At 69.6% G+C, this 19525-nt stretch carries 18 protein-coding genes; 4 read left to right on the top strand and 14 right to left on the bottom strand.

All coding sequences use genetic code 11. The features are described from left to right. Positions 1-276: 276 nt before the first annotated feature. The 6 genes from K8625_RS05650 to K8625_RS05625 form a co-directional block, all read right to left on the bottom strand. Positions 277-1350 (bottom strand): trans-acting enoyl reductase family protein, encoded by a 1074-nt coding sequence (locus tag K8625_RS05650; RefSeq protein WP_223782073.1) that lies wholly within the window; start codon positions 1348-1350, stop codon positions 277-279. Between the two features lie 106 nt (positions 1351-1456). Then, complete coding sequence (locus K8625_RS05645) at positions 1457-1954, bottom strand: PTS sugar transporter subunit IIA (protein WP_223782072.1); 498 nt, start codon at positions 1952-1954, stop codon at positions 1457-1459. Positions 1955-2214: 260 nt separating this feature from the next. Next, positions 2215-2709, bottom strand: a complete 495-nt coding sequence (locus K8625_RS05640; protein ID WP_223782071.1) for a PTS sugar transporter subunit IIA — start codon at positions 2707-2709, stop codon at positions 2215-2217. 47 nt (positions 2710-2756) lie between these two features. After that, positions 2757-3110, bottom strand: a complete 354-nt coding sequence (locus tag K8625_RS05635) for a hypothetical protein (protein WP_223782070.1) — start codon at positions 3108-3110, stop codon at positions 2757-2759. A 416-nt stretch (positions 3111-3526) separates the two neighbouring features. After that, complete coding sequence (locus K8625_RS05630) at positions 3527-3883, bottom strand: hypothetical protein (RefSeq protein ID WP_223782069.1); 357 nt, start codon at positions 3881-3883, stop codon at positions 3527-3529. A gap of 144 nt (positions 3884-4027) precedes the next feature. Next, positions 4028-4390 (bottom strand): hypothetical protein, encoded by a 363-nt coding sequence (locus K8625_RS05625; RefSeq protein ID WP_223782068.1) that lies wholly within the window; start codon positions 4388-4390, stop codon positions 4028-4030. 251 nt (positions 4391-4641) lie between these two features. Here K8625_RS05625 and K8625_RS05620 point away from each other — a divergent pair, with 251 nt between their 5' ends. After that, on the top strand, positions 4642-5994 hold the full coding sequence (locus K8625_RS05620; protein ID WP_223752109.1) for a sigma-54 dependent transcriptional regulator: 1353 nt from the start codon (positions 4642-4644) through the stop codon (positions 5992-5994). Positions 5995-6215: 221 nt separating this feature from the next. Here the strand turns inward: K8625_RS05620 and K8625_RS05615 are convergent, their stop codons facing one another. Continuing rightward, positions 6216-7943 (bottom strand): hypothetical protein, encoded by a 1728-nt coding sequence (locus K8625_RS05615; protein WP_223782067.1) that lies wholly within the window; start codon positions 7941-7943, stop codon positions 6216-6218. Positions 7944-8289: 346 nt separating this feature from the next. Between K8625_RS05615 and K8625_RS05610 the strand changes: the two genes are divergently transcribed. Then, positions 8290-8754 (top strand): hemerythrin domain-containing protein, encoded by a 465-nt coding sequence (locus K8625_RS05610; RefSeq protein ID WP_223782066.1) that lies wholly within the window; start codon positions 8290-8292, stop codon positions 8752-8754. 123 nt (positions 8755-8877) lie between these two features. On the opposite strand, the gene K8625_RS05605 is transcribed toward K8625_RS05610, so the two are convergent. From K8625_RS05605 to K8625_RS05575, 7 genes are all read right to left on the bottom strand, one after another. Continuing rightward, positions 8878-10707, bottom strand: a complete 1830-nt coding sequence (locus K8625_RS05605) for an ATP-binding protein (protein ID WP_223782065.1) — start codon at positions 10705-10707, stop codon at positions 8878-8880. Next, positions 10704-11870, bottom strand: a complete 1167-nt coding sequence (locus K8625_RS05600) for a sensor protein KdpD (protein WP_223752101.1) — start codon at positions 11868-11870, stop codon at positions 10704-10706. Before K8625_RS05600 ends, K8625_RS05605 begins: the two co-directional genes overlap by 4 nt. Before the next feature lie 228 nt (positions 11871-12098). Beyond that, positions 12099-12755 (bottom strand): potassium-transporting ATPase subunit KdpC, encoded by a 657-nt coding sequence (gene kdpC / locus K8625_RS05595; protein ID WP_223782064.1) that lies wholly within the window; start codon positions 12753-12755, stop codon positions 12099-12101. A 12-nt stretch (positions 12756-12767) separates the two neighbouring features. After that, a complete protein-coding gene (gene kdpB / locus K8625_RS05590; RefSeq protein ID WP_223752103.1) occupies positions 12768-14828 on the bottom strand; it encodes a potassium-transporting ATPase subunit KdpB in 2061 nt (686 codons plus the stop codon). A 3-nt stretch (positions 14829-14831) separates the two neighbouring features. Beyond that, complete coding sequence (kdpA, locus tag K8625_RS05585) at positions 14832-16550, bottom strand: potassium-transporting ATPase subunit KdpA (protein WP_223782063.1); 1719 nt, start codon at positions 16548-16550, stop codon at positions 14832-14834. A gap of 12 nt (positions 16551-16562) precedes the next feature. Continuing rightward, positions 16563-16652, bottom strand: coding sequence for a K(+)-transporting ATPase subunit F (gene kdpF, locus K8625_RS05580; RefSeq protein ID WP_046710363.1), 90 nt, complete (start codon positions 16650-16652; stop codon positions 16563-16565). A gap of 203 nt (positions 16653-16855) precedes the next feature. Next, positions 16856-17983 (bottom strand): outer membrane beta-barrel protein, encoded by a 1128-nt coding sequence (locus tag K8625_RS05575; protein WP_223782062.1) that lies wholly within the window; start codon positions 17981-17983, stop codon positions 16856-16858. A gap of 199 nt (positions 17984-18182) precedes the next feature. Here K8625_RS05575 and K8625_RS05570 point away from each other — a divergent pair, with 199 nt between their 5' ends. After that, positions 18183-18542: a helix-turn-helix transcriptional regulator gene (locus K8625_RS05570; protein WP_223782061.1), complete on the top strand. Its 360-nt coding sequence runs from the start codon at positions 18183-18185 to the stop codon at positions 18540-18542. Beyond that, a complete protein-coding gene (locus K8625_RS05565) occupies positions 18539-19426 on the top strand; it encodes an SRPBCC family protein (RefSeq protein WP_223782060.1) in 888 nt (295 codons plus the stop codon). The genes K8625_RS05570 and K8625_RS05565 overlap by 4 nt, the downstream gene beginning before the upstream one ends. Positions 19427-19525: the final 99 nt, after the last annotated feature.

Genomic DNA, 19525 nt, shown 5'->3' with positions numbered 1-19525 from the left:
CGTCCCACCCGAGTCTCCACGCACCCCGTCCGCCCCGGCCAGGTTCCGGCAGTTGAAGCGCGACTCCCCGAGGAGCCTGCAGCGCCCGTCCATGTCGCCATCCTTCCGAGGAGCCCCGTGGACTCCCTGAAGCTCGGACGGACCGGTGATCCGCCGAAGTGCAGGATAGCCAACTGAGACCCGGCTGCTAAGGGACCCCCGCTCATTGACACACACCGGCCCCGCGCGGTTTTCCACCAGTCTGGGGTCAAACGGACCCGGGACTTGGGTGGATCATCACAGGGCGTCGAAGCGGCGGGAGCCCTCGACGCGGAGGACGAAGTCGGCGCCGAAGGCACCCGCGGGGGTGAGGGCGCCGGGGGTGGGCTGGGCGAGCAGCTCCTCCACGGCGAGGACGGAGGAACGGGCGGTGAAGAGGTAGCCCTCGGCGACCTCCAGCCAGGCCTGGGCGGAGCGGCCATCCGGGGCGCGGGCCTGGGCCCAGACGTACGAGCGGCTGGACGTGCGCAGGTCCGCCCCGGGGCCCTTCACGCGGGCGTCGACGAGCTTCATCAGGCCATCGCGGACGGGGGCGAGCTTCAGGGCGCGGCGGAGGATGGGGTGGGTCCACCGCAGGACGCGGGCGCTGTTGGCGGGGAAGGCCATGTACGTCGTGATGTTGGGGATGCCGGTGGTGTGGAACGCGGTGGAGAGGTCACCCCAGGGGATGGGCATGACGGAGCGCTCGCGGTCGCTGAAGCGCACGCGGCGGGTGCCGTGGCCCATGGGGTAGGGCTCGAGCCGGCCGTTGCGGCGGACCTTGCCGCCCTCGGGGATTTGGATGAGGGCGGACTTGGTGGTGCCGGCGCTGGCCTGGGAGACGGCGGCGATGGCGATGTCGAGCTCGGTGGCGCCGGGGACCTGCTCGCCGACGTAGCGGGCCAGACAGTCGGTGGGGACGACGTCGAAGCCGACGCCGGACATGAACGAGACGCCGCGGGCCTTGGCGTCGGCGTCGTGGCGGAAGGAGTCCTCGAAGACGGGAATCTCGCCGGTGATGTCCAGGTAGTGGGCGCCGGCGGCGAGACACGCCAGGCGCATGGGCTCGCTGGTGTGGACGAAGGGGCCGGCGGCGTGGAGCACGAGCGGCAGGCCGTCCATGGCGGCGGCCAGCTGGCGTGGGTCGTCGAGCGACGCGGGGCGGACCTCCAGGCCGAGCAGCTCCGCCAGGGGCGCGAGCTTCTCGCGGGAGCGGCCGGACAGCACGGGGCGGTGGCCGCGGCGCACGGCCTCCTCCGCGATGAGGCGGCCGGTGTAGCCGGAGGCGCCATACAACAGCCAGCGAGGCGAGGTGGTCGAGGTCGTCGTCACGGCTGGCGACGCTACCAGGACGCGCCGCGTCGGGAGGCCCGGCGTATCGGCCGGCCCGTCACCATCTGTTCGCTATCTCGACAAGTCCGCGCGAGGACTGAGCGCCTCACCACCGCGCCACGGCGGCCTCGGAGCGCTGGCTCACGTGCGCGTCCTCCACGCAGACCAGCAGCGCGCGCAAGGCCGCCGGAGACGGCGCGGTGAGCAGCGCCTCACGCAGCCTCGCGTTGCGCAAGAGCGCGCCGATGCGCGCGAGCACGTTGAGGTGCAGGCCCGCAGGGTCCGGCGGAGACACCATCCCCACGAAGACGCGCACGCGCCCGCCGTTGGCCTCGCCGAAGTCCAGGCCCTCCGGATGAATCCCCACGCACGTGACGATGCGCGGCACACCGACCAGCCGGCAGTGCGGCACCGCCACGCCCCCCGCCATCGCCGTCGAGCCGAGTCGCTCGCGCGCCAGCAGGTGCTCCGCCAGCTCCTTCGCGGGCACCCGGGCGCGGGCCGCCATCAGCCCCGCCAGCTCGTGCACCACGCCCACCCGCTCTCGCGCCTCCAACGACAGGCGGACAGCGTCGACCTCCAGGAAATCCGTCCACCGCAACATGCCGCACCTCCTCGGGCAAGCCGCCACCGCCCGAGTCGGCGCAGAGATGCATCCGCGCTCGCGAATCCGCATCCCTCCCCGCGAATTCTTCGAGCCCACTACACACTTCTCTCGCGTTTTTCCGGACCAGGTCCGAGCCACCCCGCTCCTCTCAGGTTCTCAGGGCGCGCCCAAACCAGGACTCGCGACACCCGAACAAGCGCGAGTCACGAGACGCGCTGCCACGCGAGCAACAACAGCCTCGCCTCCGAGGGCACGACTCAGCGCGCCACGGCCACTTCACCGCGAAGCGGGAGCACCTCCTCCTCCGCGCGAACCAGCAGCGCGCGAACCGCCGCCGGAGAGGCCGCCGCCATCAGCGCGTCACGAACACGCGCGTCATGCAGCAACGTGGCGATGCGGGAGAGCACGTTGAGGTGCAGGCCCCCGGTATCCGGCGGCGACACCAGGCCCACGTAGATGCGCACCAGTCCATCCTCGGGCTCACCGAAGGCCAGCCCGCCCCGATGGATGCCCAGACACGTCACGATGCGTCCGGCGCGAGCATGTCGACAGTGCGGCACCGCCACGCCGCCCTCCATCGCCGTCGAGCCGAGCTGCTCCCGCGCCAGCAGGTGCACGGCGAGCTCGCGAGCAGGCACTCCCGCCTCATCCGCCATCATCCCCGCCAGCTCGTGCAGCACGCCCACCCGCTCCCGCGCCCGCAGCGACGGACGGATGGCCTCGACCTCCAGGAACTCGGTCCACCTCAACATGACGACCTCCCACGGCCCGAGCAGTCCCGGGCCCACCACCGTGAACCTCAGAGCGCCGGAGCCGCCACCCGCTCGCGACCCGACAGGACGATGCACGCCGCCAGCACGCGAGCCGTGAACCCATCGCGCTCCTCCGCGTCGAACGCCCGCGCGAGCTGCTCCGGGTCATCATCCAGGAACAACGTGGAGCCGAGCCGGTCATGCAGATGCTCCAGCAACCCTCGGCAGCACGAGCACCGCCGAGCCCCCTTCAAGGCATGCTCCGCACGCCCACGCGCCTCGGCCAGCCGCTCCGCGCCCAGCAGACGCACCGCCTTGAGCGGCGCCTCCCCGAGCAACAGGCCAGGCTCACGCCGAGCCTCCCGACGAACCATCGACCTCACGAATCGACGCAGCACCATGAAGTCCTCCCAAGGACCGGGCCGCACATCGCCCGGCACGAGGCACCTCCATCGCATCCACCGTGCCGACCACCCCCACCACCAGACGCCCGGAATCCGGCCACTTTTCCCCGAGCGAGCTCGGCCCCACCGTGCAGACCGCAACCTCGAGGGCCACCGAGCCTCGCGACACGCGAGGTCTCCCTCCGAGCGCCGTGTCATTCCGCTCCGACCGCGATGACTGCAAACCGCGCCCGGCGCCCACGAGGGACGTGACACGCCAGGGCGCTCGCGACGTCGGGGACGCATGCCAGCCCCGGCACGAGGGCGGAATTCCGTGGGAGGAGCTCACCGGAGCGTCGAGCCACCGCAGCGCGGACGCGGCGCTCCGGAGTCGCGGACTGGAAGCGTGTTCGAGCCGCGCTGGCGGACCGCGGTCAGCGAAGGGCCCGACCGTGCAGCCGGGCCTGCTCCTGACAGGTCCCCTGGCACTCGGGGAACAGCAGGAGGAAGCGGGCCTGCTCCCGGCAGCGAGGAATCAGGCCGGGCGGAGAAGGCGCCGAGCACAGCTGCTGGAAGCCGTCCCACGACTCCTGGAACACGAGGGCACGCTCATCGGGCTCCAGGGACAGCACGGCGCGGCGCTCCGAGCCCAACCAGCCCACGACGAGCGCCAGGGAGGCCCCCAGCGCGAGGATGCAGAGCAGGTCCCTCCACCAGGGGCTCGCCAGGGAGGGCGGCGCCGAGGGGGCCTGGGGAGTGGAGTCAGGGACCAGACGGAGCTCGGGACGCATGGGCTCCCCAGGGGCAAACCCCGTGCCGCCAGGGCACGAGGCCACCTCCGAGCAGGGCTCCTATCACCGAGGTCCAGGACCCTTGCATTCGGCAAGCAGGCGCGCGCGAAGCCATGCATCGCGCAAGGGCCCACCCGCTCGACGTCAGCGCATGGCCTGCTGCAACAGGGGCGCGAGCTCCTGTCGGCACGCCTCGTCGCACTCGGAGAAGCGCGTGAGGAACTCTGCCTGCTTCTGGCAGCGCTTGAGGAGCTTGGGCCCGGCGTCGCCCATGCACAGCAGGCGGATGTCGTCGCGGGTCTCCTGGAAGAGCGCCTCGCGCTGCGCGGGGGACAAGGCGTTCAGCGCGCGATTCTCTCCGCCCTGGAGGTAGGCCCACACCCCGGCGAGCACCAGCACGACGAGGCCCAGCGTCACCGTCTGGCGGACGCGCTTCTGGCTGCGGGTGGGCGCCCTGTCCCGGGTGAAGATGTTCTCCGCTTCCCCCTCGTTCCCGTTCGGACCCATGGCCCCATGTTCCACCGGAATGAGGGGGGACGCGCCAGGATTCGTTGTCGCGGGTGTGAAGAAGTGGCGGCCCGGGTTGCAGCCTGCACGACGGGAGCGGCCCCGGGGTTGCGCATCGCACGGTGCGGTGCGCGGAAGTCCCCGACACGACTCACGAGCCCCAACGAGACACGGCCGGGCGCGGCCGATGCACTTAGAATCAACGCATGGATGCACGGATGGAGCCGACCCCGGTTTCCGGCGAGCGGCCGATGCGGGTGTTGGTGGTGGATGACGAGCGCAACATCCGCCACACGCTGCGGGTCTGCCTGGAGGGCTTCGGCTGCGAAGTGCGAGAGGCGGCCACGCCGGAGGCGGCGCTGGCGGCGCTCGCCCAGGGGCCCGCGGACCTGGCGTTCGTCGACCTGAAGCTGGGGACCGCGAGTGGCCTGGACCTGCTGCCCCGCCTGCTCGCGGAGTCACCGAACCTGGACGTGGTGCTCATCACCGCGTACGCGACGTTCGACACGGCGGTGGAGGCGGTGCGCCGGGGCGCGCGCGACTATCTGCCCAAGCCCTTCACGCCCGCGCAGATAAGACACGTGCTGGACCGCTCACGGGAGCACCGGGCGCTGTCCTCGCAGCTGGAGAGCCTCGAGGGACAGCTCGCGCAGGCGGTGCCGGAGGCCACGCTGGACACCTCCTCTCCCGTGATGCACGCGGCGATAGGGCTGGTGTCGCGAGCGGCGACCTCCGACGCGGCGGTGCTGCTGCGAGGAGAGAGCGGCACGGGCAAGGGCGTGCTCGCGCGAGCCCTGCACTCGATGAGCGTGCGCAGGCGCAGGCCCTTCGTCACGGTGAACTGTCCGACGTTGTCGGAGCAGCTCCTGGCGAGCGAGCTGTTCGGCCACGTGCGAGGCGCGTTCACGGGAGCGGTGAAGGACCAGCCCGGCCGCGTGGAGCAGGCGGAGGGCGGCACGCTGTTCCTGGATGAAATCGCGGAGATGAGCCCGTCGCTCCAGGCGCAGCTCTTGCGCTTCCTCCAGGAGAAGCAGTTCGAGCGGCTGGGAGAAGGCCGCACGCGCAAGGCGGACGTGCGGGTGGTGGCGGCGACGAACCGGGACCTGGAGAAGGACGTGGCGGAGGGACGGTTCCGCGAGGACCTGTTCTACCGGCTCAACGTCATCGAGGTGAAGCTGCCCTCGCTGCGTGAGCGGCCCGAGGACCTGCTCGCGTTGGCGAGGCGCTTCGTGGCGTTCTTCGCGAGGACAGGACAGCGGCCGGTGACGCCGGAGCTGTCGCCCGCGACGGAGCAGATGCTGCTCGCGTACCCATGGCCGGGCAACGTGCGTGAGCTGAGAAACGCCATCGAGCGGGCGCTCATCGTGTGGCCCGCGGGAGTCCTGGAGCCGCAGGCGTTCCCGGACCGCATCGCCGCGGCGGCGGGCACGGTGGTGGCGTTGGGCGGGCCGCACACGCTGGAGGAGGTGGAGCGCGAGCACACGCTGCGGGTCATGGCCTCCGCGCCCACGCTGGACGAGGCCGCGAAGGTGCTCGGCATCGACGCGTCCACGCTGTGGCGCAAGCGCAAGAAGTACGAATCCGGAGGCAAGGCAGACAGCTGAGCCCACGGGCAGCCCGTGTCTTGCGGAAGATGGACAGGTCTCGCACGGGGCGGTGACCAGGGGCACGAGTCCCCGTCATATGAGGCGATATGAGGCGCCCGAGCACGAGCCGGCGCCAGGCCGAGCATGAGCCAACGCCACACCGGGCGCGACCGTGCGCCTCCAGCCTTCCGTGAGACGGGACACCGGGCGCGCGCGCCCCTCGCGCCCGGCGTTGCGCGTCAGCCCGGGATGCCCGCGGACCAGCGCTGCGTGAGGTACAGCTCCGCGAGCTGCGCGGCGTTGAGCTCGCGCTCCTCGCCCACGTGGGTGCGCTCGGTGGTGAGCCCCACCTCGCCACCGCCCACGCCCGCGTGCACGCCGACGCCGATGTCACCGTTCACCGTGGTCTTGTCCTGCACGGTGGCCTTGATGTCGACCTTGTCGCGGAGCTGCGTCACCGCCTGGCCCACGTCGCCGTTCGCGATGCTGCTGAACGCACCGCTGCGCGCGATGTCCTGGAGGTTGCCGCTGATCTCCGCCTTCACCTCGCGACCCGCGCTCCCGCCCAGACCGAGCGCCTGCGCGGAACCCTGGCGCGAGTCGGTGAGCGTCAGCTTCGCCTCGTGCGTCTGGAGGGCCGTCTGGCCCACCTCGCGCGCGGTGCCCTTCGGGTCCTTGAGGAAGTCGGCCGGGTTGAAGTTCTCGGGCAGGTCGATGCTCTGCTCCAGCTCCACCTTCAGCGAGCCCTGGACTCCCGCGGAGGCATTCGTCGGCAGTGACGCGCTGGTGCCACCCTCGCCCTGGCTCGGAATCCCCAGGCCCGCGCTCGCGCCCGCGTTGCCCGAAATCTCCAGCGACTGCGTGAGCTTCAGCGACTTCGGCTGGCCGTTCTCCATCTCGATGCGCGCCGTGGTGCCCTGATTGGCGCTCACGCCCGCGCTCGCGCCCGCGCTGAGCACCTCCGGCAGGCCCTTCATGCCCAGCTCACCCGAGACGCTCGCCTCCGCGCCCAGCTGGAGCTCCACCGCGCTCACCTTGTCGCCCAGGCCCGCGAGGTCCGACAGCGGATCTCCCAGCACCTGGTTCACCCCCTGGCCGAGCAGCGGGTTGCTCGCCGAGGCCCCCGCCGTGGCGGCCGAGGCCGCGATGATCTTCGTGGCGCGCTTGGCCTCCTCCGCGGTGTCGAACTGGAACTCCACCTTGGCGCCGGCCGTGGCGAAGGCACTGGCGCTCGCGTCCGCGGCGCCCTTCGCGCCCAGCTTCGCGATGACGCCCGCGCCCACCTCTCCGCTCACGGAGACGGTGTAGCCACCGCCCTCCTCGGCGCTGCGGCTGACGGCCAGGTCGCCCTTGGCGGTGACGCCGACACCGGAGACATCCGCCTCACCGTTGAGCCCCACGGAGACGCTCTCGCCCGGCTTGAGCTGGTCGACCTGGTGGTTGAGGCTGAGCGCCTGCTTGATTTCGCCCGCGGTCTCCACCGGGTCCCGGACCACGTCCGCAGCGCCCTGGAGGACGCCACCGGCGATGTCCTGGGTGATGCCCTGCAGCGGGTTGGGCGCTGGCGCGTCCTGGATGGCCTGCCCCAGCTTGTCGAGCCCGCCCGCCGCGATGTCCGTCGCCGTGTCGAGCACGGGGCCCGCCTTCTGCACGGTGTCACGCAGGGCGCTGCCCGCCGTGGACTTCACGCCCTCGAAGACATCGCCCGTGGTCTCGCGCACCTGCTGCTTCAGGTCGCGAGCGCCCTCGACCAGCCCCTCGCCCCGCTCGAAGACGTCCTGCGTGCGGTTCTTGGCGACCGATTCGATCTGCTCCTTCGCCTGCTTCGCCTTCGCCGCCGCCTCCGCGGCCTTCTTCGCCGCCGCCTCCGCCGCGCGCTTCGCCGCCGCCTCCGCCGCGCGCTTCGCCGCTTCCGCTGCTCGCCGGGCGGCCTCCGCCGCGCCACCGATGATGCTGCCGATTCCCATGGGGGGGTCCTGGTTGGGGTCCGGCGTCCGCACACGCCTCACGGAGCGGCGCGGACCCTGCCGGGTTCACTGGGTTGGGGTGGGGGAAATGCGTCCTGCTCCCCATTCTCCCGGGTGGGCAGCGGAAGTTTCGTCAGTTTTCAAGAATTCGGGCATCCCTCGTGATTTCCAGTCCGGCCCCGACTCGGAGTGCGGCCGCCAGGCCCTCTGCTCCGAGTGGAGCGCTCCCCTGCCCTCCTCCGCGCGAAGGCTGGGACGAGGGAGCGTGCACGGCGTGGCGAGTGATTGCCGGGGTCCGGAGCGGTGCGGACCGTTGAGGAGCGACCCCACTGAAAGGACGGCACCCGTGGACGTCATCGACCTGTTGATTCAGCAGCACCGCGAAGTCGACGCGCTGTTCCTCGCGTTCCGCAACGCCTCGGACGACACGAGCCGCAAGGAGCTCTGCCTCCAGCTCGCGGAGGCGCTGATGCTGCACAGCACCATCGAGGAGCGCTGGGTCTATCCGAAGGCCACGCGCGTGGTGGGCGACGAGAAGATCCAGCACGCGGAGGAGGAGCACCAGGAGATGACGCAACTGCTGGGCGACATCGTGCGGATGCGCGACGACATGAACGCGGTGAAGCTGAAGGTGGACGCGCTGGAGAAGGTCGTCAAACGGCACGTCGCGGACGAGGAGAAGAACATCCTTCCGCAGGTGGCGAAGAACGTCACCGAGAAGGAGCTCGGCATGTCGTGCAAGGACCTGGTCCGCGAGGCCTCGAGGATTCGTCGCGAGGAGATGAAGGACTGGGGCGGCGCCACGGTGTAGCGGCGGACGCGCACTCCCCCACGGGGCCGTCGAGGCCCCCTCTCCGCTCTCGAGGCAGGCCAGGCACACCCGTGTCGTTCCCTCCTGCCTCGGGAGTTGGACCTGGCAAGACCGCGCGTCACCTCACGAGGCCTGCCCCGGCAGGGTGAACCAGAACGTACTTCCCCGCCCAGGCGCGCTGATGACGCCAACCTCTCCGCCATGGGCCTGGACGATCTCCTTCACGATGGACAGCCCGAGCCCCGCGCCGCCCGCGGGAGCCCCTGGCGCGCGATAGAACTTCTCGAAGATGCGCGCCTGTTGCTCCAGGGCGACGCCCTCCCCGGTGTCGCGCACCTCGAAGCGGACGCGCGCGCCATCGCGAGCCACCCGCACCTCCACCTCGCCCCCCGCGGGAGTGTGCTTCACGCCATTGCCCACCAGGTTGCCGAGCACGAGCCCCATCCGCTCCGGGTCCACGTCCACGGTCTCCACCTCCAGCCCCACGAGCCGGGACAGCCGCACCCCACGCTCCTCCGCCGCCGAGCGCTGCGAGTCGAGCGCCGCCTGCACCAGCTCCTCGGCGGACACGCGGCGGACTTCGAGCCGGAGCTGTCCCGCCTGGATGCGAGACAAATCGAGCAGGTCATCGACGATGCCCTGCAACCGCTCACAATCCTCGCGCGCCGCGAAGAGCAGGTCCGCCTGTTTCTCCGTCACGGGCCCCACCATGCCCTCGGCCACCAGGTGCACGGCCATGCGCAGGGATGTGAGGGGCGTGCGGAACTCATGGGCCACGGTGGCCACCAGGTCGTTCTTCAGCTCATCGAACCGTCGCAGCCGCGTCACGTCCTGGAGAATCACCGTGGCGCCCACCACCTCGCCCGTCTCGCCATACACGGGGCTGGCGCGAGGCAGGAGCCACCGGTCGCCCTCGGTGAGCGGCACACGCACCGCCTCTTCGTAGCCCCGAGGCTGATAGGCGCCCTTGCCTCCGAGCACGTGTCCCCGCACGCGCTCCAGCACGTCGCGCGCCTCCGGCACCACGCGCCCGAGCACATCCCCGCCGCCTTCGAGCCCCAGCTTGAGCACGTCCTCGGCCGAGCGGTTGACGTTGAGCAGCCCGCCATCCGCGCCGAACACCACCACCGGGTCGGGGAGGCTATCGATGGCGGCCTGGGACGCGGCCTGGGCCTGGAGCAACTCCCCCAGGCTGCTCTGTCGGTACTGCTGGAGCGCCTCGGCCATGGAGTTGAAGTCCTCGCCCAGCCGCGCGATTTCATCCGAGCCCTCCACCGTGGCGCGCACGGCGTAATCCCCGCGCCCCAGCCGCTGCACGGCCTGGGACAGCACGGACACGGGCCGCAGCGCGCGATGTGTGAGGGACGTGGAGGCGAACAATCCGACTGCGAACGCGACCAGCACCGCGAGCACCATCAGCGTGTTCACGCGGTCACTCTGTCGACGCAGCGCCTCGCTCTTGTGCACCATCGCGTCCTGATTGAGCGCCAGGACGGAGGAGGCCGCGTCCCTCACCTCGCGGAACGCGGGCTCGATGCTCCGGAAGTAAGCCGCCTTCTGCTCCTCGGGAGACGACAGCGAGAGGAACGCGTCATAAGCGGCCACATAGCGCTCCCAGCCCGCGCGCAGCCGGCGGGTGGACTCGGCTTCACCGGGCTCGGTGATGTTGCCCTCCTGCAGCCGCAGCTCGGCCTCCAGGACCTGACGCTGCGAAGCCTGCTGGGACTGCCCCCGTTCGCGTTCACCGGCGACGATGAAGAGGGCGGCGCTGTCCATGCGCTCCAGTTGCTCGGTCATCCGCTGGGCGGCCAGGACGCTGCGGTAGTTGTCCTGGAGGATGCGCTGACCGGAGCGCCCCAAGCGGGCCAGGGTGATGACGGCGACCAGGCCCACCAGCGCGAGCGCGAGCGCGAGGGGCGCCTGCGCCAGCAGCAATCGCATCCGCAGGGTCATGGACGTTTCTCCTCGGAGGAGGGCTCGAAGGCGACGACATGGATGTCGAAGCCCTCGCCTTCACGGAGCAGCCGCACATCCGCGGCGCGGCCCAGCGCGCGCTTCCACCAGGGCTGGTGCGAGCGGCCCACCATGATGTGGCCGACGCCATGGGAGCGGGCGAAGTCGAGGATGGCCTCGACGGGGTCCTTCGAGCGAAGACGAACCACCTCGGCGCCCAGCTCGCGAGCCTTCTCGATGTTGGCCAGCAGGTGGCGTTGCGCCTCGGCGTCGATGAGGTGGGGCGCCTCGCGAGGCGTCTCGACATAGACGACGAACCAGTCCGTGTTCAGCCGACCGGCCATGCGCGAGCCCCGACGCAGGAGGGTGGCCGCGCGAGGAGGATGGCTGGACATGGCGACCAGCACCCGGCCCCAGGACGCGCCCTTGCGAGGTTCGTCTTCGCCGGAGCGGGAGGACAGTCCGGAGGTGGCGCGGTCCAGGCTCTCGGCGACCTCGCGGAGGGCGAGCTCGCGAAGGGTGGACAGGTTCTCGCCGGTGAAGAAGCGCTCCAGGGCATGGGGCACCTTGTCCTCGGCGTAGATCTTCCCGGCCTTGAGTCGTTCGTGGAGGTCTTCCACGGCGAGGTCCAGGTTCACGACCTGGTCAGCGCCCTTGAGGAAGCTGTCGGGCAGCGTCTCCCGGACGACGACGCCGGTGGTGCGTTCCACCAGGTCATTGAGGCTCTCGAGGTGTTGCACGTTGAAGGCGCCGATGACGTTGATGCCCGCGTCGAGGAGCGCCTGGACATCCTGGTAGCGTTTGCGATGTCGGCACAGGGGGAGGTTGGTGTGAGCCAGCTCGTCGACGACAGCGACCTGGGGCTTGCGAGCGAGGACCGCCTCCAGGTCCATCTCCTCGACGAGGACGTCGCGATAGGAGTACGTCTTGCGAGGCACGGCCTCGAGTCCAGCGACCAGGGCCTCGGTCTCCTTGCGTCCGTGGGTCTCCACGAAGCCGAGCACCACGTCCACGCCGCGCCGCTTCAGCGCATGGGCCTCTTCGAGCATGCGGTACGTCTTGCCGACGCCGGCCGCGAAGCCGATGTAGAGCTTGAGCCGACCGCGCCGGCCGCGCTCGACCAGCTCCAGGAAGTCCTCCGCACGCGAGCGACGGGGGGTCATCCGAGAACCTCGGAGCGCGACAAACGAATCACATGCCGAGTCAGCTCAGCGCTCATCGACCCGGCCCATGATGAAGGTCGAAGGACCTCGATTCGACAAGGAGACACGACGCCCTTCGAATGCCATGACGGCGAACGTCCTCGACTCTCGACGACGAAGCAACTCCCGTCGACGGCTCCAGCGCCATGATGTCGACCGTCCTCGACGCTGCGGACGACAGCCCAGCCCTCACGGGCTGCCCGAGCCCCGGGTGGGCGTGGCGGATGGAGCCACCGCGCCACCCATCGGGACCCCGGGCTCGACGGCCGGACGACCGAACTGTCGGTCCAGCGCGAGGTTCAGCAACAGCACATTCACCCGAGGCTCGCCGAGCACGCCGAAAGTACGCCCCTCCACATGCGAGCCCACCACGGCCAGCACGCGCTCCGGAGCCACGCCGCGAGCCTTCGCGACACGAGGCACCTGCCACCGCACCGCCTCCGGCGACAGGTGCGGGTCCAGCCCGGACGCGGACGTGGTGACCAACTCCGCGGGAACAGCGCCCTGCGCATCCGGATTCTCACGACGCAGCCGCGAGGCCTCGGCCAAGACACGGTCGCGGAGCTTCTGCGAAGTGGGCCCCAGGTTGCTCCCCGAGGACGCGGCCGCGTCGTAGCCACTCCCGGCGGCCGAGGGGCGCGGCTGGAAGTAGTCCGCGCGAGTGAACCCCTGACCGATGAGGGCGCTCCCCACGACACGGCCCTGCTCGTCCTTCACGAGGGAGCCATGGGCCTCGGAGGGGAAGAGCAGCGAGGCCACGCCGGTGACAGCAAGGGGATACAGCAAGCCCGTGAGCACCAGGGTGACGACACCAACACGAAGCGCGGTTACGAGAGTGGAGACCATGATGACCAGTCCTCAAGCGAGACCGACGGCCGTGAGCAGCACGTCGAGGGCCTTGATGCCGACGAAGGGAACGATGACGCCGCCAAGCCCGTAGATGAGCAGGCTGCGCCGCAGGAGCGCCGCCGCGCCGAGCGGCCGGTAGCGCACACCGCGCAGCGCCAGGGGAATGAGCGCGATGATGATGAGCGCGTTGAAGATGACGGCGGCGAGGATGGCGCTGAAGGGCGACGTCAGCCCCATGACGTTGAGCGGAGCAATCTGGGGGAACACACCCATGAACAGCGCCGGCAGGATGGCGAAGTACTTCGCCACGTCATTGGCGATGGAGAACGTGGTCAACGTGCCCCGAGTCATCAGGAGCTGCTTGCCCACCTCCACGACCTCCAGCAGCTTGGTCGGATTGGAGTCGAGGTCGACCATGTTCCCCGCCTCCTTCGCCGCCTGGGTGCCGGTGTTCATCGCCACGCCGACATCGGCCTGAGCGAGCGCGGGAGCGTCGTTGGTGCCATCGCCCGTCATCGCCACCAGCTTGCCCTTGGCCTGCTCGGTACGGATGAGCGCGAGCTTGGCCTCGGGAGTCGCCTCCGCGAGGAAGTCATCCACGCCGGCCTCACGGGCAATCGCCGCGGCGGTGCGAGGGTTGTCGCCCGTGATCATCACCGTGCGGATGCCCATGGCGCGGAAGCGGTCGAAGCGCTCGCGGATGCCGCCCTTCACCACGTCCTTCAAGTGGATGATGCCGAGCAGTCGCGAGCCCTCCGCGACAGCAAGCGGCGTCCCGCCCGCGTCTCCGATACGTCCCGCGGCCAGCGCCAGCTCCGAAGGCACCGGGCCGCCCTGCCCCTGCACATGCTTGACGATGGCATCCACCGCGCCCTTGCGGATGCTGCGCGCGTGAGGCTCCACCAGGTCACACCCGCTCATCCGCGTCTGCGCGGTGAAGGGAACGAACGTCGCCTGGTGCGCCAGGAGCTCGCGAGGACGCAGCTTGTAGGTGTCCTTGACCAGCGTGACGATGGAGCGTCCCTCGGGGGTCTCATCGGCCAGGCTCGCGAGCTGAGCGGCCTCGGCCAGCTCCTCCAGGCGCACGCCGGGCATGGGCAGCAGCTCCGTGGCCATGCGGTTGCCGAGTGTAATCGTGCCCGTCTTGTCGAGCAGCAGCGTGTCGACATCACCCGCCGCCTCGACGGCTCGGCCGCTCATGGCGAGGACGTTCTTGCGCAACAGCCGGTCCATCCCGGCGATGCCGATGGCGCTCAGGAGTCCGCCAATCGTGGTGGGGATGAGGCACACGAGGAGCGCCACCACGGCGGTGCCCGACAGCGGCACACCCGAGTAGAGCGCGAGCGGCACCAGCGACACGCACGCCAGCAGGAACACCACCGTGAGCCCGACGAGGAGGATGTGCAGCGCGACTTCATTGGGCGTCTTCTGCCGGGCCGCGCCCTCCACCAGACCAATCATGCGGTCGAGGAAGGACTCGCCCGGGTTGACGGCGATGCGCACGACGATGCGGTCCGACAGCACCTTGGTGCCGCCGGTCACCGCGGAGCGGTCACCGCCGGACTCACGGATGACGGGCGCGGACTCGCCGGTGATGGCGGACTCATCCACGCTGGCGATGCCCTCCACCACCTCGCCGTCGCCCGGGATGAGGTCTCCAGCCTCGCAGACGACCAGGTCGCCCTTGCGCAAGTCAGGCGCGGGCACCCGCTCCTCGCGCCCCTCGGAAAGACGGCGCGCGGTGGTGTCCTTGCGCATCTTGCGCAGGGCCCCCGCCTGAGCCTTGCCGCGCCCCTCGGCGACCGCTTCGGCGAAGTTGGCGAAGAGGACGGTGAACCACAGCCACAGGGCCACGGACACGGTGAACCAGAGGGGCGCGCCGTCGGTGCGCGGCGACACGAGGTCCTTCACCACCAGCACGGTGGTGAGCAGGCTACCGGCCCACACCACGAACATGACGGGGTTTCGAGCCACATCCCGGGGGTGGAGCTTCTTGAGGCTGTCGAGCAGCGCGGGCTTGAGCAGTGACGCGTCGAAGAGTGACGCGGGCTTCGAGGACGAGGAGCTCATGGCTCAGTAGACCTTTCCGGCCCCGGCGAGGAAGTGCTCGACGATGGGGCCCAGGGAGAGGGCGGGGAAGAAGGTGAGCGCGCCGACGATGACGACGATGCTCACCAGGAGGCCGGTGAAGAGGACGCCGTTCGTCGGGAAGGTGCCGGGCCCCGCGGGCACCACCTTCTTGCCCACCATGGAGCCGGCGATGGCGAGCGCGGGGACAATCATCAGGAAGCGCCCGCCGAGCATGGCCAGCCCCAGTGAGATGTTCCAGAACGGGGTGTTCGCGTTGAGGCCCGCGAACGCGCTGCCGTTGTTGGCCGTGCCACTGGTGAACGCGTAGAGGATTTCAGACAGGCCATGCGGTCCCGCGTTGTTGAGCGAGGACACGCCCTGGGGGAGCACGGCCGCGACGGCGGACAGCCCGAGGATGAACAGCGGGAAGATGAGCACGTAGAGCATCGCGAGCTTCATCTCCCGGGCCTCGATTTTCTTGCCCAGGTACTCGGGGGTGCGGCCCACCATCAGTCCGGCGATGAAGACAGAGAGCACGACCATGATGAGGATGCCGTAGAGGCCCGCGCCCACGCCGCCGAAGATGACCTCGCCCAGCTGCATGTTGACGAGCGGCACGAGCCCGCCCAGTGGATTGAAGCTGTCATGCATGGCATTGACGGCGCCGCACGATGCATCGGTGGTGACGACGGCGAAGAGCGTGGACGCGGCGGTGCCGAAGCGCGCCTCCTTGCCCTCCATGTTGCCGACGTGGGCCACCTGCGCGGCGGACACGGCGGCGTTGGGCTGGACCTCGGCGGAGTAGGCGGCGAGCACTCCCACGAAGAACAGGAACGACATGGCGGCGAAGAGGGCCCAGCCCTGCTTCGTGTCACCGGTCATCTTCCCGTAGGTGTAGGTGAGCGCCGAGGGGATGGCGAAGATAAGCAGCATCTGCACCAGGTTGGTGAGCGGCGTCGGGTTCTCGAACGGGTGGGCGCTGTTGGCGTTGAAGAAGCCACCGCCGTTGGTGCCGAGCATCTTGATGGCCTCCTGCGAGGCCACCGGTCCCATCGCGAGCGTCTGCGTCCCGCCCTCGAGCGTCGTCAGCGAGTGATAGGGAGCGAGGTTCTGCAGCATCCCCTGCGAGACGAAGAACAGGGCGACGACGAAGCACAGAGGCAGCAGCACGTAGAGCGTGCCGCGCACCAGGTCGACCCAGAAGTTGCCGAGCGTCTTCGAGCCCTCGGGCCCCGGTCGTCGGGTGAAGCCGCGAGCGAGCGCCAGCGCCACTCCGAGCCCCGCGGCGGCGGAGACGAAGTTCTGCCACGCCAGGCCCGCCATCTGCGTGAGGTAGCTCAGGGTGGACTCACCGGCATACGACTGCCAGTTGGTATTGGTGACGAAGCTGGCGGCGGTGTTGAAGGCGAGCTCGGGCCCCACGGCGCCGAGCTTCTGGGGATTGAAGGGCAGCAGGTGTTGCGCCCGCTGGAGGGTGTAGAGGATGAGCAGGCTCACCAGGCTGAAGGCCAGCAGGGCCCCGCAGTACTCCACCCAGGTCTGCTCACGCCGCTCGCTCGCGCCACTCAGGCGCAACAACCCCCGCTCCAAGGGGCCGAGCACGCGAGGAAGGGGCCGCGCCTCGGACTCGAAGACACGGAAGAGATAGACACCCAGCGGCTTCGTCAGCGCGAGCAGGAGGGCGAAGAACAACAGGACTTGCAGCCAGCCGATGAGAGTCATTGGAGAGGGCCCTCAGAAGCGCTCGGGACGGAGCAGGGCATAGACGAGGTAGACGGTGAGCAGGACGGCGAGCACGGCGCCGGCGGCGTATTCGAAGGTCATGAGTGGGGACTCCGGGTGAGGCTTGGAGTGGAGCTGCGCATGAGCGAAGTGCACGGCGCGAGGGAGCATCCGGCGGGGTGCACGAAAGCGGGCAGGGTGCGCTCAGAGCCGTTCACAGCCATGGGTGTAGCCAAGCGCGAGGGTGAAGAATCCGACGGTGACGAGGACGAGGACGAAATCCATGGAAGGTCTCCGGGGGCACATCAGAAGAAGGCGGTGGCGCCGAGCACGACGAGCGTCTCGGTGTCCTTCGGCACGGGCGAGCCGTCATCGGCCGTGGCGCGGCCCGCGAACACCGCCTCCGTCGAGCGGTCATGCCGTGCCTCCAGCTTGAGGGTGAGCTGCTCCGCGGGCTTCACCTCGAGCGTGACGGTCCCGCTCGACAAGGTCTGCGCGACGCCGGTCATCAAGCCATCGGCATCCCGGTAGGCCTCGACACGCGCGGCGAGCGCCACGGGCTCCGCGAGCAGCACCCGGGCATTGAGCCCCGCCGCGCACCAGTTCGCGCGAGTTCCCGAGGGAAGACGCTGTGTCCCCACATCCGCGGTCGCGGCGAGCCACAGCGAGGGCAGGACACGAAACGTCGCCACCGCGTCCGCGAAGAGGCGCAGCCCCTCGTCGCCCGTGGCGCCCTCCTCGCCGATGAAGGTGTTGAGGGCCGCGGAGAGGCGCTCGCCCGCGTAGGCCACTTGAGTGCCCACGGCGAGCCCGCGGTTGTTGTCACCCACGGTCTGCCAGCCATTGAGGACTTGAAGCTGCGCGCTCCACGCCGGGTCGAAGGCCCAGGTCCCCTTGATGCCCGTCTGGTAATAGGGCGAGTACTCGCCCATCCACGAGCGGGTGTACGTCCAGTTGAGCTGGGATTGGAACGACTCGAGCCCGATGTGGCTGGGATACAGCCCCGCCTCCAGGGTCAGCGGCCCCGTGGCGAAGGACACGGACGCCTGTTGGACGTAGCGCCACGCAGCAGGTCCAGAGGCGACACCCTCGGGCTCCGCCGAGTGCACCACCTCCGCCCCCGTTCCAAAGCCCAGGAGCACCTTGAAGCCCACGGGAGCGGGCTCGGCGCTCAGCCCCAGCGAGGCCAGGTTGATGGACACCTCGCCATCGCGCTTGGCGGACGTGCCGGTGCCGGGGAGGAAGCTGGCCTTGTTCGCGGGGCGGTTGAAGTTGTGGGCGAAGTACACATCGACGCCGCCCTCGGGCTGGACCCGGGAGAGTAAGCGGGTCGCCGCCGAGTCGTTGGCCGTGGTGTCGGCAGCAGGCAGGGACGCATCGGCCTGCCGGAGGAGCAGGGAGAGAAGCAGCTGAGTGGAGTCGATGGACAACATGGGTGCCCATCCACTGAGCACCGCGCGTACCATCCACCCTCTGACGAATCCGTAGGACTATCGCGGGGTTGGGCAGCGCTGGCCGCCGCGCGCATTGCAGCCTGCACGATGACTCCACAGTCGCCGTGCAGCTTGAAGCCCGCACCGAACACTTAAGCCGCAGCTTGACAGTCAGGGCGCACAGCGCATACTTAAGCCCATGCTAAACCATGGCGCCGTAGACCGGGTGTTCCAGGCGCTGGGTGACTCCACGCGGAGAGCCATTGTCGAGCGCCTGAGTCAGGGCTCGTTGTCGGTCAGCGACCTGGCGAAGCCGCTCGACATCACCCTCGCGGCGGTCGTTCAGCACCTCCAGGTGCTCGAGGAGAGCGGCCTGGTGCGCACGGAGAAGGTCGGGCGTGTGCGCTCCTGTCACATCCAGCCAGAGGGGCTGCGCGTGGCCGAGGACTGGATTTCCGCGCGGCGCGGCCTGTGGGAGCGCCGCTTCGACCGCTTGGGCGATTTGCTGGATGGCCCCGAATCCCCCACGCCTTCCCCCCGAAAGAAGGGCAGCTCATGAAGGCACGTCCCGCCGTTCACGGCACATTCAGCATCGAGCGCACGTACAAAGCCTCTCCTGCCCGGGTCTTCGCGGCCTGGGCCGACGTGGAGATGAAGGCCCAGTGGTTCATCGGTCCGCCTGAGCGGTGGCGCCTCGTGAAGCGTGAGCTCGACTTCCGCGTGGGCGGAACGGAGCTGCTCCACGGACAGTTCGAGGGGCGCCACACGAGTGTCTTCACCGCGCGCTACCACTCCATCATCCCCGACGAGCGACTGGTCTACGTCTACGACATGCACGTGGGCGACAAGCACCTGTCCGTGTCACTGGCCACGGTGGAGTTGCACGCGACGAAGACAGGCGGGACGAGGATGGTGTTCACCGAGCAAGCCACCTTCCTCGACGGTGAGGATGGGATGCGCTCACGTGAGGGAGGCACGGCGGAACACTTCGACAGGCTGGGGCGGGTGCTCGAGGAGTCCCGAGACATCGTCTCCTCTCGGCGCTTCGACACCTCCCGAGACCGGCTGTACCAGGCATTCAGCGACCCGGAGCAGCTGTCGCGGTGGTGGGGACCGAAGGGCTCGACGAACACCTTCGAGGTGTTTGAGCTCCGCCCAGGAGGTCAGTGGCGCTTCGTGATGCAGGGACCGGATGGAGCCCGATACACCATGCACAAGGAGTTCACGCAGGTGGTCCCCATGGAGCGGGTCGTCTTCCGACACCTCCAGGAGTCACATCACTTCGAGATGCGCCTCGATTTCGCGGACGAGGGACTCAAGACGCGCCTCACCTGGCGAATGCGCTTCGAGTCGAAGGAGGAGGTCGAGAAGGTCCGCGGCTTCGTCGAGGAAGCCAATGAGCAGAACTTCGATCGACTCGCCGAGCTCCTCGCCACGCGGTAAAGCGCGTCGAGGGCCGTGAGGAAAAAAGAAAAGCCCCCGTCGCACGAGGCGACGAGGGCTTCTCAAAAAGAATCCGGCAGCGACCTACTCTCCCACGCG

It is taken from the genome of Myxococcus sp. AS-1-15 (genome assembly GCF_020037055.1).
GTDB classification, from domain to species: domain Bacteria; phylum Myxococcota; class Myxococcia; order Myxococcales; family Myxococcaceae; genus Myxococcus; species Myxococcus fulvus.
Note: the sequence above shows the minus strand (reverse complement) of the source record. Positions and strands in the feature narration are given on the sequence as shown.